The 15,108-nt window shown below is 70.7% G+C and carries 17 protein-coding genes; 13 read left to right on the top strand and 4 right to left on the bottom strand.

Features of this window, described 5'->3' with window-relative positions; all coding sequences use genetic code 11:
• Positions 1-42: 42 nt before the first annotated feature.
• The 4 genes from QMK30_RS32565 to QMK30_RS32550 form a co-directional block, all read right to left on the bottom strand.
• Positions 43-471, bottom strand: coding sequence for a hypothetical protein (locus tag QMK30_RS32565; RefSeq protein WP_283521930.1), 429 nt, complete (start codon positions 469-471; stop codon positions 43-45).
• Positions 468-719 (bottom strand): hypothetical protein, encoded by a 252-nt coding sequence (locus QMK30_RS32560; protein WP_283521929.1) that lies wholly within the window; start codon positions 717-719, stop codon positions 468-470. Before QMK30_RS32560 ends, QMK30_RS32565 begins: the two co-directional genes overlap by 4 nt.
• Positions 720-811: 92 nt before the next feature.
• A complete protein-coding gene (locus QMK30_RS32555; RefSeq protein ID WP_283521928.1) occupies positions 812-1,708 on the bottom strand; it encodes a hypothetical protein in 897 nt (298 codons plus the stop codon).
• 128 nt (positions 1,709-1,836) lie between these two features.
• Positions 1,837-2,385, bottom strand: coding sequence for a hypothetical protein (locus tag QMK30_RS32550; protein WP_283521927.1), 549 nt, complete (start codon positions 2,383-2,385; stop codon positions 1,837-1,839).
• Positions 2,386-2,597: 212 nt separating this feature from the next.
• Between QMK30_RS32550 and QMK30_RS32545 the strand changes: the two genes are divergently transcribed.
• The 13 genes from QMK30_RS32545 to QMK30_RS32485 all read left to right on the top strand — a co-directional run bounded on the left by QMK30_RS32545 (position 2,598) and on the right by QMK30_RS32485 (position 15,075).
• Entirely contained in the window at positions 2,598-3,368 is a 771-nt protein-coding gene (locus tag QMK30_RS32545; protein WP_283521926.1) for a hypothetical protein, read from the top strand.
• An 87-nt stretch (positions 3,369-3,455) separates the two neighbouring features.
• Positions 3,456-4,415 carry an AAA family ATPase gene (locus QMK30_RS32540; protein ID WP_283521925.1) on the top strand — a complete coding sequence of 320 codons (960 nt, stop codon included), beginning with the start codon at positions 3,456-3,458 and terminating at the stop codon, positions 4,413-4,415.
• Between the two features lie 105 nt (positions 4,416-4,520).
• A complete protein-coding gene (locus QMK30_RS32535) occupies positions 4,521-4,775 on the top strand; it encodes a hypothetical protein (protein ID WP_283521924.1) in 255 nt (84 codons plus the stop codon).
• A complete protein-coding gene (locus QMK30_RS32530; RefSeq protein WP_283521923.1) occupies positions 4,775-5,368 on the top strand; it encodes a WhiB family transcriptional regulator in 594 nt (197 codons plus the stop codon). The genes QMK30_RS32535 and QMK30_RS32530 overlap by 1 nt, the downstream gene beginning before the upstream one ends.
• The gene (locus QMK30_RS32525) at positions 5,365-5,829 is read left to right on the top strand and encodes a hypothetical protein (protein ID WP_283521922.1); all 465 of its coding nucleotides are present in this window, start codon (positions 5,365-5,367) and stop codon (positions 5,827-5,829) included. The genes QMK30_RS32530 and QMK30_RS32525 overlap by 4 nt, the downstream gene beginning before the upstream one ends.
• A gap of 752 nt (positions 5,830-6,581) precedes the next feature.
• Positions 6,582-7,925 carry a hypothetical protein gene (locus QMK30_RS32520; protein ID WP_283521921.1) on the top strand — a complete coding sequence of 448 codons (1,344 nt, stop codon included), beginning with the start codon at positions 6,582-6,584 and terminating at the stop codon, positions 7,923-7,925.
• Between the two features lie 105 nt (positions 7,926-8,030).
• Complete coding sequence (locus QMK30_RS32515) at positions 8,031-8,327, top strand: hypothetical protein (protein WP_283521920.1); 297 nt, start codon at positions 8,031-8,033, stop codon at positions 8,325-8,327.
• A complete protein-coding gene (locus QMK30_RS32510) occupies positions 8,314-9,267 on the top strand; it encodes a DciA family protein (protein WP_283521919.1) in 954 nt (317 codons plus the stop codon). Before QMK30_RS32515 ends, QMK30_RS32510 begins: the two co-directional genes overlap by 14 nt.
• A 291-nt stretch (positions 9,268-9,558) precedes the next feature.
• Positions 9,559-10,779 carry a ParB/RepB/Spo0J family partition protein gene (locus tag QMK30_RS32505; RefSeq protein ID WP_283521918.1) on the top strand — a complete coding sequence of 407 codons (1,221 nt, stop codon included), beginning with the start codon at positions 9,559-9,561 and terminating at the stop codon, positions 10,777-10,779.
• A 353-nt stretch (positions 10,780-11,132) separates the two neighbouring features.
• Positions 11,133-12,014 carry a ParA family protein gene (locus QMK30_RS32500; protein ID WP_283521917.1) on the top strand — a complete coding sequence of 294 codons (882 nt, stop codon included), beginning with the start codon at positions 11,133-11,135 and terminating at the stop codon, positions 12,012-12,014.
• Positions 12,015-12,199: 185 nt separating this feature from the next.
• Entirely contained in the window at positions 12,200-13,378 is a 1,179-nt protein-coding gene (locus QMK30_RS32495; RefSeq protein ID WP_283521916.1) for a helix-turn-helix domain-containing protein, read from the top strand.
• A gap of 624 nt (positions 13,379-14,002) precedes the next feature.
• Positions 14,003-14,311, top strand: coding sequence for a hypothetical protein (locus QMK30_RS32490; protein ID WP_283521915.1), 309 nt, complete (start codon positions 14,003-14,005; stop codon positions 14,309-14,311).
• A 188-nt stretch (positions 14,312-14,499) separates the two neighbouring features.
• Positions 14,500-15,075: a hypothetical protein gene (locus QMK30_RS32485; RefSeq protein ID WP_283521914.1), complete on the top strand. Its 576-nt coding sequence runs from the start codon at positions 14,500-14,502 to the stop codon at positions 15,073-15,075.
• The last annotated feature ends 33 nt before the right edge of the window (positions 15,076-15,108 follow it).

Below are 15,108 nucleotides of genomic sequence, written 5' to 3'. Positions count from 1 at the left end.
CCGACGCACGGGTGCGATCGCAGTCCAGGGCGTGGGTGTCGGTCACGCGCTCGTTCCACGCCGCGTACGTGCGGCGGGCGCCCTTGGGGTCGGTGAGAACAGGCCGAGTTGCTCGGTCTCGGTGGGGGCGGGGCTGGGCTGGGGAGCGGGCTGGTGGCAGTGGCAGTTGCACCGGGTGCGGCAGCGCCGGTCGGCGAGGTAGAGCGTGGCGTCGCTGCGGTTCAGGCCGGAGGCGCCGCGGCAGGGGAAGGGGCCGTGGCCCCGGCCGATGACGGTCTCCGGGTGGTAGGGGCCCCAGGCGATCCACTGCTCGTGTCCGCACTCGCCGTGCCTGCTGTACTCGCAGGCGTTGGAGACGATCTGGCACGGGCACCGGGCGGGCTGCGGCGGGATCTCCTTGGGGGCGAGGACGTGGTCGCGGATCCATGCGGCGGCGTCCGCGGGCATGGGCGGGAGCCCGGTGCGGTTCATGCCCGGGCGTCCGGGAACGGGCTCTTCCACCAGGGGCGGACCGTGCCGGCCGGGACGGTGAAGCTGTCGCCGGTCGTGGTGACGATGCCGGGCTCTTTGGCCCGGACGCTCACGGTGGCGCCGTCGCTGCTGACCTCGAGCACCTCGACGCGCACCGCGCAGCCACCGGTGCCGTCCTTGTCGTTGCGGTGCCCCTCCCAGACACGCGGGTCGATGAAGGTCTTCGGGTCGTTCGGGTCCTGCGGCACGCTCTTCCTCCCTACGGCCGGCTCTGGCGGTTCCCCTTCGCCCCCGGCCGGTTCGGGCCGGGGACTCGGGCAGCCGCCATGCGTGGCGGTGGTCAGGTGGTGGTGGCGTCGGGGGCGTCCAGGACGTGACCGGTGCCCTCGCAGGCGTTGCACGCCTTGACGGCGGCGTCGCGGGCGACCCGGGTCCAGAACTCGACCTGCGCCTCCCAGTCCGCCAGGGCCGCCTGGTAGTTGGGGCCGTACACCCGGTCCGGGACGGGCAGGTGCATCTCCCGGGTCACCAGGACCGGCACCTCCTCCCGGGCCTTCAGCTCCTGGCCGCGCGCGCCGTACTTCGGCCGCCAGCGGGACTCCGGCTCCTGGAAGGGAACGCGGATGGTGACGTACAGGCCGGCGGGCTTGTTGTCGCGGCCGTTGAAGCAGTACTGGACGTGGCGCATCTTCTTGATGACGTCCGTCAGGTGGCTGCTGAGGCCGGGCACGTAGCCGGGAAAGCAGTGCTGGTACTCGGGCCTCTGGGCGAGGGCGGTGGGCAGGTCGGCGACCCAGAGCGGAGCGTCCTCGGCGGGCGGCTCGCTGCCCTCCAGGACGATGAAGGGGCCGGGGTACTCGTACCGCACCTCGGGCTGCGCCTCGGTGACCGCGTCGTAGAAGCGGTAGTACGTCTGGTCCTCGTCGGACCTGTCCTCCCAGTCCTCCAGGCTCAGCTCGTCCGGGTAGCGGTCCGAACGCACCGAGGTGTCGCTCAGCCGGTACCGGACGGGCTTGGGGCGGGGCTGGTAGACGGCCACGATCTTCTCGGCCTGGTGGCCGGCCACCCACCACGCGCTGCGCTTGTCGCCGAGCGGCGTCATCGGCTGGCCGTCCGCGAACAGGCCCGTGCGCGGTGTCGCGCTGAGCTCGCTGGGCTGGGCGAGGTGGTAGAGCCAGCGGCCGTCCGGGTGCTGGAGGGCGTAGCGACTGAAGTCCGGCCGGTACTGGTGGGACACGAGTGGCCTTTCTGTCTAGATCTTTGACACGAGATTTGGGTACGCTGGCCGCGCCGTACGCGGTGCATGATCTTCACGAGGGGCCGTCACCTGCTGGTGACGGCCTTTCGCGTTGCGCGCGCAGCGGTTCAGGGGCGGCGGGAGTTGACCTGGGCCAGGTTCAGCAGGGCGGCGGTCACGCCGTTGATGGCGGTGACCACCGCTTCGACCTCGCCGTTGTTGAGGCGGTCGACGTTGAGGCCGTCGATCGCCCAGCGGGCTTCGGAGGCGAAGTCGCGCGGGCGGGCCGGGAACTTGGGGGTCTCGTGGCGGGCGGCAACGGCGTCGCCGATGGAGCGCGGCAGCCGTACGCGACCGAAGGCGGTGGAGTCCTCCTCGAAGTCGGCGGTGTGCAGCTCGACGGCGTTGTCGTCGGTGCTCCACAGGGCGCGGACCTCGTAGGTGTAGTCCTCGTAGTCGGCGAGGATCAGCACGGCCGCCTTCTGGTTCCCGTGCTGGTCGTAGCCGGCAGGGCTCAGCGGCTCGATGCCGAGCTCGGCGAGCCTCTTGTTGACCTTGTCGGCCTGATCCATGACCAGGCGCAGGTTGCTGGCCCTCTCGGAGAGTTCGCGCTCGGCGCGGTCCTTCACGGCTTCGGCGAGCCAGGCGGGCAGTGCGGTGGCGGTGGTGCTGGGCATCGGTCCCTCCAGGGGGTCGGGTGCCAACACCATAGCCCAACCTATTGCCTGTGTATAGGGTTTCAGTTACGGTTGGGGCTGCCGGGGCGACCCGGCCCGCCAAGCCGGGGCAGCAGCTACCGGCGATGCGGCAAACATAGGACACTTGCATGTGTTTGCACACAGCGACGCCGACGCTCGCCCTGAGAGCACCGCCGAGAGGACCCACCACCGTGGCCGAAGACAGCAAGTCCCCGCTCCCCTCCGGACAGCAGTGGGGGGAGGGAGACCCGGCACGCCCGCTGTACGTGCCCGCCGAGGTGAAGCAGCAGGCCGACACCAGGGCGGGGGCGGAGAGCAGGAGCCTCACGACGGTGATCCGCGAGGGCTTCACGCTCTACCGGCACGGCCACCTCGAGCCGGTGAAGCCCCAGCGCGCGCCCGCCGGTTCGGTCGGCGGCTCCAAGGCTCTGCCGCCCACCAGCGTCCGGATCCCCCCGGTCGAGTGGGCGCTGATCCTGGAGCGCTGCACGGTCGACAAGCAGCGGCTCGGCTTCCTCGTCAACCCCAGCCGGATCGCCACCCAGTTCCTGCGCGACGTCTACCTGGCCGCGCCGCCGACCGGGGCGGTGCCGGCCGAGGACGCCGCGCCGAACCGCTCGGTGTACATCCCGGACGCGGTCAAGAGCCGGGCCGGGCGGAAGGTGAAGGACGAGGGCCGCACGCTCGCCGCGGTGATCCGGGAGGCGTTCACGCTCTACCGGTACGGCCACCTCGAGCCGACGCACACCCTGCGCGCGGCGGCCGGGACCGCCGACCCGGACAGCGGTCCGCTGTCCACCACGATCCGCGTGCCCACCGTGGAGTGGACGCAGATCACGCAGCGCTGCGCGGTGGACTCCGAACGCCTCGGCTTCGGGGTCAACCCCTCCCGGATCGCCGCGCAGTTCCTCGCCGAGGTGTACCTGGACGCGGAGGAGCTGGACGCGCCGGCCGAGGAGTAGCACCGCCGCGGTCGCCTGACCGGCCAGAAGCCGACAACTGGCCCCAGGCAGCCGCACCAGCCACAACCTCATAGGAGAGACCCACCCATGGCGACAGCCATCGAGGCCCCCGCACCCGCGGGGGGCCTGGTTCAGCACACCCCTTTCCGCTTCGAAGCAGCAGCCAAGGAGGCCCGCCCGGTCCGCGCAGTCCTCGACGGACCGCCCGGATCCGGGCGCACCCTGGCCGCCCTGCGGATGGCGGCCGCACTCGGCGAGGACATCGCCGTGATCGACACGGAGCGCGGCCGGTCGCGCCAGTACGCCGACCAGATCCCCTTCCGCGTCACCGAGCTGAACTCCTTCCACCCCACCAACCTGTCGCTGGCGCTGTACGCCGCCTCGGAGCACGACGTCGTGGTCCTCGACTGCTGGTCGGCCTTCTGGAGCGGGCCTGCGGGCCACCTCGAGCAGGTCGACCTCGCGTCCCAGCGCGGCGGCTCCAACAACAGCTCCTTCGGATGGCGCGAGATGCGCCCGCTGGAGCGCCAGATGCTCGAGGCCGTCATGTGCTTCCCCGGCCACATCGTCACCACGCTGCGCAACAAGGTCGAAGTGGTGCTGCGCACCGACGCCCAGGGCCGCCAGGTCCCCACCCGCGTCGGCCTGCGCCCCGAGCAGCAGGCCAGCATCGAGTACGAGGTCGACTTCGCCGCCTCCATGCTCCCGACGCACGAGCTGGTGGTGACCAAGTCGAGCGTGCCGGCCTTCGCCAACGAGGTCCTCGACGACGCGGCCGCGGTCGGCAAGGCCCTGCGCGTCTGGGCCGAGGAGGGCGTCCCGCGCGGGCCGCGCACCGACTTCCTGCACCGCGCCTACGACCCGGCGGCAACGTACGAGTCGCTGTCCGCGCTGGTCGAGGAGGTGGAGCACTGCCGGGCCGCCGGGATGGCGGCCGTCGACCACAAGGGCGAGGCGACCACGCTCGCCGAACTGATCTCCTTCCGCCTTCCCCTCGCGCGCAAGCGCCAGCAGGAGCAGGCCAAGACCCAGGCCCAGGGGGCGTAATGACGGACTGCCCGAGCCACGGCGGGAGCTGTCTGCTGATGACCGCCTCCGCCCTGAGCCGGGCCGTCCCGGCGTCCGCCATTTCGAATCCGAGGGAGGTGAACCGTGCGCAGCCCTGCCCGTCTCGCCGCGATCGTCTGCGTCGCGGCCGCCGCCGCTTGGTGGTGGCAGCGCCGCAGTCTGCGGCAGGCCCTGACCGAGGCCGAGTTGGCCCGCATCGACGACCGGGCTGTCCACGGGCAGACCACCGCCTATCTCTCCACGGCCCTTGAGGAGACCGCCGCCCGGCTGCACGCGGCGCTGGTCCTGGCCGACGCCATCGACGTGATCAACCGGGCCCAGGCCCGAGAGGAGTACTGATGTCACACAACCCGGAGCAGCTCACCGCACTGATCAACCTCCACCGACAGGCCCAGTGGCCGCACCGGGCGTGCGCGCGCACCGACGACCTGGGCGAGCCGCTCGTCAGCCCCGAGCTGTTCTACTCCGCCGGCGCCCAGGACCAGCTCGCGGCCACCCGGGTGTGCAAGGCGTCGTGCCCGGTGGTGGCGGCGTGCCGCGACTACGCGCTGGGTGGGGACGGATGGTGGGAGCCCGACGGCGTGTGGGGCGGGATGACCGCCAAGCAGCGCGAGGCGGTGCGGCGCGCGACCAAGCGCCACTCCCGGCAAGCCAGCAAGCCCCGGCCGGTGGCCGTACTGGACTGGGAGCCCACGAAGAAGCAGCGGGACCTGCTGCGGGTCCTGGCGCGGAAGAACGCCGATCTGCATTCCGCCTCGGAGGCGCTGGGCAGCACGTACGCGAGCGTCCGCTGGATGCACGCGCGGATGTGCCGCGATCTCGGCTTCTTCCCCGACGAGCTGACCATCGGACAGTTCGTCGCCGCGGCAACCGCCAAGATCCCCGGCCCCGGCCGCAAGCGCCCGGGCGGCCGACTGGCGGACGCGGCATGACCCCCGCGCTCCTGGCCCCCACAGCCCGCGACGCCCAACGGGCGATACCCGGCGGCGCCGTGGCCGAGCGGGCCGAAGCCCCGGCGCCCCGGCGCGGCCGGGGCCGGCCTCTGCTGCTCGACGGGCCGGAGCGCATCGAGGAGTTCCTCGCGTACGTGGCTGCCGGGTGGACCGTTCTGGAGGCGCTCGGCTCGATGGGGCTGTCCCGCTCCCGCACCCCGGTCTACACGCTGCGCCGCCAGGATCCACTGTTCGCAGTCGCATTGGCCGAGGCGCAGAAGAAGGGCCGCGCGGCACGCCGGCAATCCCGGTCCGGCGAAACGCAGATGGACCAGCACGGCACCGAGAGCAGCTACAAACGCCGGCGCTGCAGCTGCGGGGCGTGCCGGGAGGCAGCGAGCCGGGCGCGGCGAAAACGCCGACAGGCGCAGGGCGCTGACGGCACGTCAAAAAAGGTCTGAAAAGTGACACGACACGAGGGAGTGAAGGTGGTCGCAATGTGGAACGCCGCAGAGGTAGGCTCAGCCCTGGCCATAGTTGGGGATCTTGAGGTTCCCGGCGACGGCCGACAGGTCCAGACGCGCCAAAGGCCCCAGTCCTCGAGTCCCGTGGTGGTGAGACACCGGTGGGAGGAACAGGGGCCCTACAGCGCCGAAACCGTAATGGGACGGTCTCGAGGCATGAGCCATGGTACCCGTGCACCCAGTGCACGGAACAAGAGGACCCACCCGGGCTGCGTGAGCACGCGCCCGCCGGTGGGTCTCGCCATGCCGCCTCGGCCGTCTCCCACTGAACTCCTCGGGAAACTGTCACCGCCGGTGCCAGTGATCGGGTTGAGCAATAGCCAGACTTCCCCGCTGAGAGGGGGCTGGCCTTGAGGTAGGTAACTGGCGGTCGGTGTCTCGCTGGTGATTGCGGCGCAATCACGAGCACTCGACCGCGGGCCTTCCAGACTCCCGGTGTTTCGCCTCACCCGGTCTGGTGGCCGTCCATGCCACAGCAGGCAGCGCCACGAGTTTCGCCGCTCGCAGACAACCTGCTGACCGTCGCTCCGTTCGCTACACGGTTTGACGGATCCTTCACCGCCCCAGCGACGGGGCGGGTCCCACTTTCCTGTTGTTCCACCGGTCGGCCGGCCAGGCCACCCGATAGGGGTGCAAGCCCCCAAGGGGGCTTTGCTGTGCCCTCGTGCTGAGAGGACCACGCGCACATCATGCAGCACGCTGCTGCCATTTGTCAGCTCGACCCTGCCGCGATTCGGCATGTCGAGCCCTCCGCCACCCCACCGGGTGACGCTTCCACCGCAAACCCGACTGCCCGCGACGCAGTCCCGAACACGTTTTCCCTCGTCCGCGACAGAGCGCAGCAGACCACGAAGTCGACCGTCTGCCGGCGCGCGCAGAACCGCGACGAGTTCCGCCGGGCCGCCCGGTTCATGGTCGCCGCCGGCTACCACCCGAAGGCGAACGGCACCACCCTCGCCATCGCCAACGACCTCTCGCGCCGCCTCGACGACGCGACGGGTCTGGCCATGTACTGCCGCGACCTGATCGTCGAGCGCCTCGGCATCGACAAGAGCACCGTCAAGCGGCACATGGGCTACCTCCGCGAACTGGGCCTGCTGGTCCTGGTCTCGGAGGGCTCGCGCCTGAACTCCCGCCGGCTGCGCGGGCTGCCCGGCTACTCGGGCACCGCCGCGGTGTACGGCGCGGTCATCCCCAGCGCGTGGGACCACGCCCTGGGACACCGCATCAAGGGCACCGGCTACGGGGCCCGGCTCGTCGGCATCACCGAGGCCGGCCGACAGCGCATCATCCAGGCTGCCGCTGTGGATAACCCTGTGGACGACACGGGGCGTGCGCCCCAATCGGTTGTGGTTACCCACGACGTACCTGCTGATGTTGTGAGTGCTGATGTAAAAGCTACGCGCAGAGCGCCAGCCAACAGCAGCTCTCCCCGGAAGACGATCCAGGGCCGGAAGGTGACCGCGGGCATGTTCGCGGCCGCCGACAAACTCGCCAAGTGGCTGCGCCCGCTGCACAACTGGACCCAGCGCGCCAGCATCCAGGAGCTGTCCTGGGTGCTTCTGGACCCGGTCGCCGCGGGCTGGAGCGAGGAGCGCATCAACTCCTGGCTGCGGCTCATTGCCCCAGGTATCGCGGTGCAGATCGGCTGGCGCCCGGACCGGCCCCACGCGTACATCGCCCGCCAGCTGGCCAAGGAGGCCGAGGCCCAGGCGTACGACGAGGAGCTCCAGGCCGGCGAGGCTCGCCGCACCGCGCCGAACGACGCGTTCCTCCAGGCCGCACAGTCCATCCGCGGACAGGACCCCGGCGTCGAACTCCCGGCCCTCGACGGCCTCGAGGACCTGGACGCCGAGTCCCTGAAGAGCCTTCGGCTGGACGCGTGGTGGGCGTACAAGGCCGGCGACACCGAGCTGGTGATGTACGCGTACGAGAACCTCGGCCCGTTCCAGGCGGAGCGGATGTACGGCGCCGACCTGGTGCGCCGGTGCCTCGGCCTGACCTTCGCCGACGGCATCCGGGTCCTCGCCTGATGCCCCGGCCGCAGAACGGACCGCGTGGTCATTGCGCGGCAATCACACCGGCCGGCCGAACCGCGCCGCGAAACCCCCGACCCCTCGCGAGAACCTGGAGCAGCAGTGACCCAACCGCTGACCGCGAGCACCATCAACGACGACATCCTCGACGGCCTGCACCAGGAGCTGGCACGGCTGCGCGCGGCCGTCGCCCTGCACCACCCGGTCCGTGACGAAGCCACCGGCCTGTTCGTGTGCGACGCCTGCTCACCCCAGGTGGCCACCGAACGCCCCCGCGTCTACGAGCGCACTGCCCGGGTGGCCTGGCCCTGCACCACGGCGATAGCTGCCGGGGCCGAGGCGAGCATCACGGAGATGATTGCCCCGCAATCACTGCGAGACGCCGATGGCCACGGCTGAGCAGACCCCCGACTCGGGGGTCGACCTCGCCCGGGTCGCACTGCGCCAGGCGAAGGAGGCCGCCCGCGCCCGGGGCAACGCACCGCAGAAGAAGAAGATCCAACGCAGCAGCTACCGGCACACCCGCGGCGACGGACGCGACCCGCTGTCGCTGCAGGGGGTGGTGCAGCAGCTCGTGGTGGACCGGGGATGGGAGCGCGGGACGGACGGCGGCGGCCTCGTCGCCCGCTGGCCGGCCATCATGGGCTCGCGCGCGAAGCACTGGCCGGTGCACAAATACGACGAGGAGACCGGCACCCTCACCGTGCTGTGCGTCTCGGACTCCTGGGCCAAGATGCTCGAGCTCACCGCCCGGAACATCGTCACCGAGGTGAACGAGGCACTCGGCAAACCCACGCTGCAGCGGATCGTCGTCCGCAAGGCCACCGGTTCCGCTGGCCGCGACCAGCGGGCACAGGCACCGGAGGCGGTGCCGCAGGCCAGCCCGGCCGCTGCGACGTCCGACAAGTTCCGCCCGACCGGTGCGCAGCCGGGCGACGCCTACCGGGCCGCCCGCGAGGGGCTGCGCGAGGAGCGCATCGCAGCCCTGACGGAGAGCCCCGTCCGGGTGACCCGGGACCCGCGCTTCGTCCTAAAGGAGCCCGAAGACGCGTTCGCCGACGCGGTCGCCCTCGAAGAACAGCTCGCCGCAGCCGCCCGGCGCAAGGCGGACCCGCGGGCGCAAGCGATCGCCCGGGCCCGCCGCGAGCGCAAGGCGCGCACCGCTCCCCCTGCTCCGGCCGCGAATCCAGCGCGGCCTGTCCTACCGAACGGAACCCTTCGTGCTGAACCCGCCGTCCCACAAGACCCGCCGTCTCGGCCCGCTCGAGGTGATTGCGCCGCAATCAACGCCGGCAGTCCGTTATTCGCGGCCGCCGGTGTCGAGGGCACCGTTCCGTGAGCCGGTGTACCGAGATGGCCTGTCCTACGACACGGAACTCTCCGAAACGGGCATACTGACTGCCGACGAGGAGGCCGACGAACTCGGCCCCGGCCAACCGTGATTGCCTCGCAATCACGCTGCTGCTCTCGTCTCCTCCCTGCCTCGGCCGCGCTCCCCTGGGGTTTCCCGGGGTGCAGCTGCCGGGTTCTGAGCACCGCCCAATCGGTGCCACCCCTCATTCCTCAGCCGCACGGCGGATAAGCTCGCGGCCGAGACCCACCATCAGCACCACTCCACCCGGAGACGCCCATGTCCAACTCTCCAGGTCTCGGTGACCGAGACCTCGGGGCCGAACGAGCGGCCGTACGCGCCAAGCTCGGCGGTCAGAAACTCATTCCCCAGGGCCTGCCGACAGCCCGCATCGACCAGCTGCTTCCCAGCCCGGAGAACGGACGGAAGAAGCTCCACAAGGTAGAGGAGCTCGCCCGGACGCTGAAGTCCGACGGCATGAACACCGCGATGACGGTGCTGCCGCCCGACATCTACCTCGCGCGGTATCCGCAGCACACCGCAGCCGTGCAGGAAGCGGTCGCCCGAGGCGTCCTCTACATCGTCCACCACGGACACCGCCGGCTGGCCGCCGCCAAGCTGGCCGGCCTCCAGGACGTCCCGGTCCTGGTGCGGACCAAGGTCACGAGCCTTCGTATCGCCGCCATCCAGGAGAACCTCCAGCGCATGTCGCTGAATCCGATCGAGGAGGGCGAGGAGTTCAGGGAGACGCTCCAGGAGGTCGACGAGGAGACCGGCAAGGTCTACAGCCAGCGCGCTCTGGCCGAGCGCGTCGGCGCCTCGCAGACGTACATCACCCACCGGGTGGCTCTGCTCCGCCTGATCCCCGAACTGCGCGAGGCCGTGGTCAACCACTGGCTCAAGAAGCAGGGCGTCGACCCCAAGACCGACGGCCCGCTCCTTCCGGTCCGGCCGGCGGCCACGGTGTACGCCCGGCTGCGCCAGGAGCTGCAGAAGGCATTCTTCGACGGCAGCCTCCCCGCCGAACACGCCGCGATCGTCGCCAACCTCCGTGACGAGCTGCAGGGCGCTTTCCTTGAGGGCAAGCTGTCGATCGAGGACGCGGCCGGGATCGCCGAGCTTCCGCCGAGCCAGCAGAAGTTGCCGGACCCGCTGGAGCGCCCGGCGCCGCATCCGGCCAAGGCGGTCGTCAAGGCGGATCCGCCGGCCCCGGCTCCGGAGGGGGAGAAGACCCCGGTGCCCACCCCGCGGGGTGAGACGAACCCGGAGCCTGCCCCCGACACGGACGGCCCGGACCCGGACGGAAACCCGGGGAACCCGGTGCCGCCGGCCGCCGACACGCCCAACGGCGAAGGGGAGAAGAAGACCGCCGAGGTCCTCGTCGCCACGCCCCGGGTCATCGAGATCCGCGAGCAGAAGGACCTGGACCAGCTGGTCCTGTCGCTGATCGAGCACCTCACCGACGAGGAGCGCGACTACGTCCGCGAGCAGCTCGCGTAGTCAGCAGAGTGGCCGCCTTCGCCCCGTCGAGTGAAAACACGGCGGGGCGGCTGGTTTTCTACCTCCGCAACGCGATACGGTGCGGCGCAGCATTCCCTGTGCCCGCCGTGCCCGCCGCTCCACTCCCCCGGTGCCGGCCCCGCGCACGTCAGTGATTGCCCCGCAATCACTCCGCGCCTTTCCTCCACCGCTTCCGTCGACGCGAACCGTCGGCGGACTTCGCAGCGGTCCACGGCAGGGACCTCACCTTCACCGTGCACGTCCGCGTACGGGCAACTTCTCGGCAGCGCTCCCCCGCCGTGTAGCCCGGCGCGTGATTGCCCGGCAATCACACCCAGCGGAGAGACCCCACCATGACCCTGCCCCCTGGCTTCATCCCCTTCAGCCAAGTCCTCGCCTCCGGGGTGCCAGCCGGACCGGCCCGCATCTTCGCGATGGTCAACCAGAGCGGTGGCGCCGGCAAGACCACCTCGGCCGTGAACATCGCCGCCTCGGCCGCCGAGTACGGCTGGCGCACCCTGATCGTCGACGGTGACGCCCAGTGCGACGCCTCCGTGGCCTGCGGCTACGAGCCGGACCTCATGGACGGACAGCCCAACCTGCACGACGTTCTGCTCGGCGTTGCGAGCTTCGAGAACACCATCGTTCCCGCGCTGGCCGGCAAGTACGGCGCGAAGGGCACCGTGGCGATCGAGAACCTGTACATCTCCCTCGCGTCGGCCGAGCTCGAGGACGCCGAGCAGATGCTCGCCACCCGGGTCGGCCGCGAGTACTGGCTCCGCGGGCTGATCGAGTCCGTCCGCGGCCAGTTCGACCTGATCATCATCGACTGCCCGGGAAACCTGGGACTCTACGTCGTCAACGCGATCGTGGCCTGCGACGAGGTCATCGGCTGCGTGAAGCCCGGGTGGAAGGAGCTGCGCGCCCTGACGCGCATCGAGCTGAAGATCGAGCAGATCCAGGGCGCCCTGGTCGGCGTCAAGTCGTACCTGAGCAAGGTCCTTGTGGTGGACGCACCGACGCACCGGAGTCAGGGCGCGGTCTACGACGACAGCAAGAAGTCGGTGGCCTCCGCGTACAAGGACCAGATGCTGCCCATGGTCCGGCGCTCGCCCCGCATCCCCGAGGCGTACGCGGCGCAGAAGGCGCTGCGCATCTTCGACCGTGCGGGCGAGGCCACCCAGGACTACTACGACGTGACGAAGGCGCTGGGGTTCGCGCGGCGCAAGCGGTGATTGCGCGGCAATCACGGTCGGGGGAGTAGCCGGCACCGCAGCAGAGGGCCCGGGTGATTGCGCGGCAATCATCCGGGCCCTTTCGTGCGTGGTGCGCGCCGGCGGGCATTCCCCGGCCTCCGGTCCGCAACGGCATACGCGGGCCTTACCGTTGGGCGCAGAGACCCCACCAAGCAGGAGGCACCGTGCCCCCCGAGCGTCGCAGGAACGTCAACGAACTCATCCAGCACTACCGCAAGCTCCGCGGCTACACGCAGGAGCAGCTCGCACCGATGGCCGGCATCTCGGCCAGTCATCTCTCCAAGATCGAGCAGAACCGCAAGCAGCCCTCCCCGGCCACCGTCAACGCGCTTGCCGACGCGATGAAGGTGCACCCCTCTGTTCTTACCGGGCAGCCGTACGTGGAGGAGCTGGAGGACGACAAGCTCCACGAACTCGTCCAGCCGCTGCGTGCGGCCCTGGACCTGTACGACATACCGCCGGACATGCCCACCCGGGACCGCGGCGACCTGGCGGCCGCGGCCGACCAGCTGTGCGCCCGGGTGCGGCGTACCGAACTGCGGGGCGTGGCGGCGGCGCTGCCGGCACTGCTGCAGGAAGCGATCACCGCGGCGCACACCGGGCGGACGGACGGCGACTGGGCCACCCTGGCCTCGCTGTTCCGCACCGCGTACGACGTGGCAGCCAAGCTGGGGTACCACGACCTCAGCTCGCTGGCGCTGGAGCGGATGGCGTGGGCCGCCGAGCGGGCCTCGGACGCCACGGTGGTGGCGATGCGCCAGTACATGCGGGCGCTGGTCCACATGCGCTCGGGCACCTACACCCCGGGGCAGCAGCTCATCCTGTCCGGGCACACCCTCCTCGAGCAGGCCGAGGCCGGCCGTGTGCGCGACGTGATGACCGGGCAGCTCCATCTCGGCCAGGCCGTGCTCGCCGCCCGGTCCGCCGACGCGGCCACCGCCGAGGAGCACTTGACCGAAGCGGCCCGGTTCGCCGAGATCACCGGGGAAGCGGGGCGGGTGCACTGGCTGAGCTTCGGGCCGACCAACGTCGAGGTCCACCGGGTGTCCGCGCTGGTGGAGATGTGCCGGGACGCGGAGGCCGTGGAGGTGGCCAGCCGGATCGAGTTCCCCGTCGACTGGGCGCCGTCGCGGGTCGCCCATCACCACTGCGAGGTCGCCAAGGCCCTGACGTGGACCGGCCACCGCGACGAGGCGTTCGGCCGGCTCCTGGAGGCCAAGCGGATCGCACCGCAGCAAACCCGGCACTTCCCCCAGGCCCGGGCCGTCCTCGACGACCTGGTCGACGCCGCCCGTACCTCCGAGGACACCCTGGCCGGTCTCGCGCGGTGGTTCGGGCGCTGACATCAGCCGAGCGGGTGGGGGACTGGCACCGCTGGTGCTAGTCGACGGCCGCGCCCGGCACCATGATGAGACGCGTTCGATGTTGCCGGCACCACGGCCCGGCCCGAGGGCACCCACCTGGTGGGAAGCCCCGGAGCCGGGCCGTTGGCATGTCCGGCGGGGCGCGCGGGGGCGGGTCCCGAGTGATTGCGCGGCAATCACCCAAGGTCTTCCAAAGACTTCCAGGTGTCGCCTGACATGAGCGCGCGCTACACTCCCGGTGTCGCCGGGGCTGCGCGTTCGCGCGTTTCCCTGGTGGGTCTCAGCGCCTCCTCACCCAGTGTTCCGGGGTTCTTTGTCGGCAACATCGGACTCGGCTGCTCTCGGTGAGGAGGCGCTCCCATATCCGCAACACGGGTCGATCATCTGTGAAGCGGGCGTGAAGATAAGGCCATGGGGACATCGGTTTGACGCCGAAGTCACATGGTTCTCTGGTATTTCGCTACTGATCTTTGCGACCCTGGCGAAGCACGGAACCACCGGCGGTCGCCGTGTGCCCTCCCAAACGCTGCCGGAAGAAGGTGGAGACCCCCCATGCCCGGCCTTGCCGAAAACTCTCGTCCCAGTGGACCCGCCCCTTCCCCCGTGGCAGCGCACGCCACCGTGATCCAGCTTCGAAGCGGCCTGAAGGCCGCCCACCCCGCGGCCGCACCGTCCCTCGACCCCTCGGCCGGCCAGAGCGATCGCGATGCCGCCGGCTTCTGGGAGCGGATCTACGCCCAGCAGGGCCGGACGCTCGCCGACGAGGCGACGGCCGACGCGCACCGCATCACCTCGGCGACCATGGGCCTGCTCATCGAGGGCGCCCGCGCCGACGGCGTTATCAACGACGAGCAGGCCCGGTACCTCGGTGCGCTCACAATTGAAGCGGTCCGGGCGCCGGACTTCCTGTAGGTTCCCGCTCCTATGTCCCTGTTCTGCAACAAGTGCAGGCCAGAGGCTAATTGGACGCAATCACTCCGACCAGAACGTGTGTCCGCGTGACATGATTGTTAGCGGTAAGCGCATGTCAACCATGCGTAACTGCCCGACCCTGCCATGTGCTTGCGCGTGCCCAGGTTGGGCGTGGACCGGGGGTGGGCGTGAAGTACGAGACGAGGAATCAACCAGAGCCGGCACGGCAGAGGCCGGCCAATCTGCTCGACCAACTGGACACCGACGACTTCAAGCGGGCGGGCTCAACGAGCCCCCGCCACGACGGCCGTTCGGCTACGCGCGTGCACGGAGCGCCGCCCGTCAATCAGACGGTGCTGGCCCATCTCGCCGAATGTGACGGCGAAGTCGCGCAGTTCATCGAGCGGGCCCGCAAAGGGGAGGGGCCGGCGCCCGAGGGCGACGGATCGCTGCCCGGCCGGGCCGGGGCGTACGACAGGGCCCGCTACCAAGCGGAGCAGTTGGGCGGAGACTCCCAGCAGTACCTGGAGGCCATGGAGTGGCGGCACAGCGTCACGTCGGCTCTGCTGATGGGGGACGGCGACGTGATCCGGACGGAGCGCTGTCCGGCCTGCAGGACGTTCGGTCTCGTGTGGGTGTCCGAGACCCGTCACGCCTCCTGCGTGAACCTGCACTGCGCGGAGGACGGACTTCCCCGCGCCTGGACCATCGCGCAACTGGCCGTCGAGCGCTCAGCTCGGCTGCCCCGCCGCATGGCGAACTGAACGGGGCCAGCCCCCGACTCCTGACCTGCCGCG

The organism is Streptomyces sp. H27-C3 (assembly GCF_030063415.1).
GTDB lineage: Bacteria > Actinomycetota > Actinomycetes > Streptomycetales > Streptomycetaceae > Streptomyces.
The sequence above is the reverse complement of the archived record's forward strand: the minus strand, read 5'-3'. Positions and strand labels throughout refer to the sequence as shown.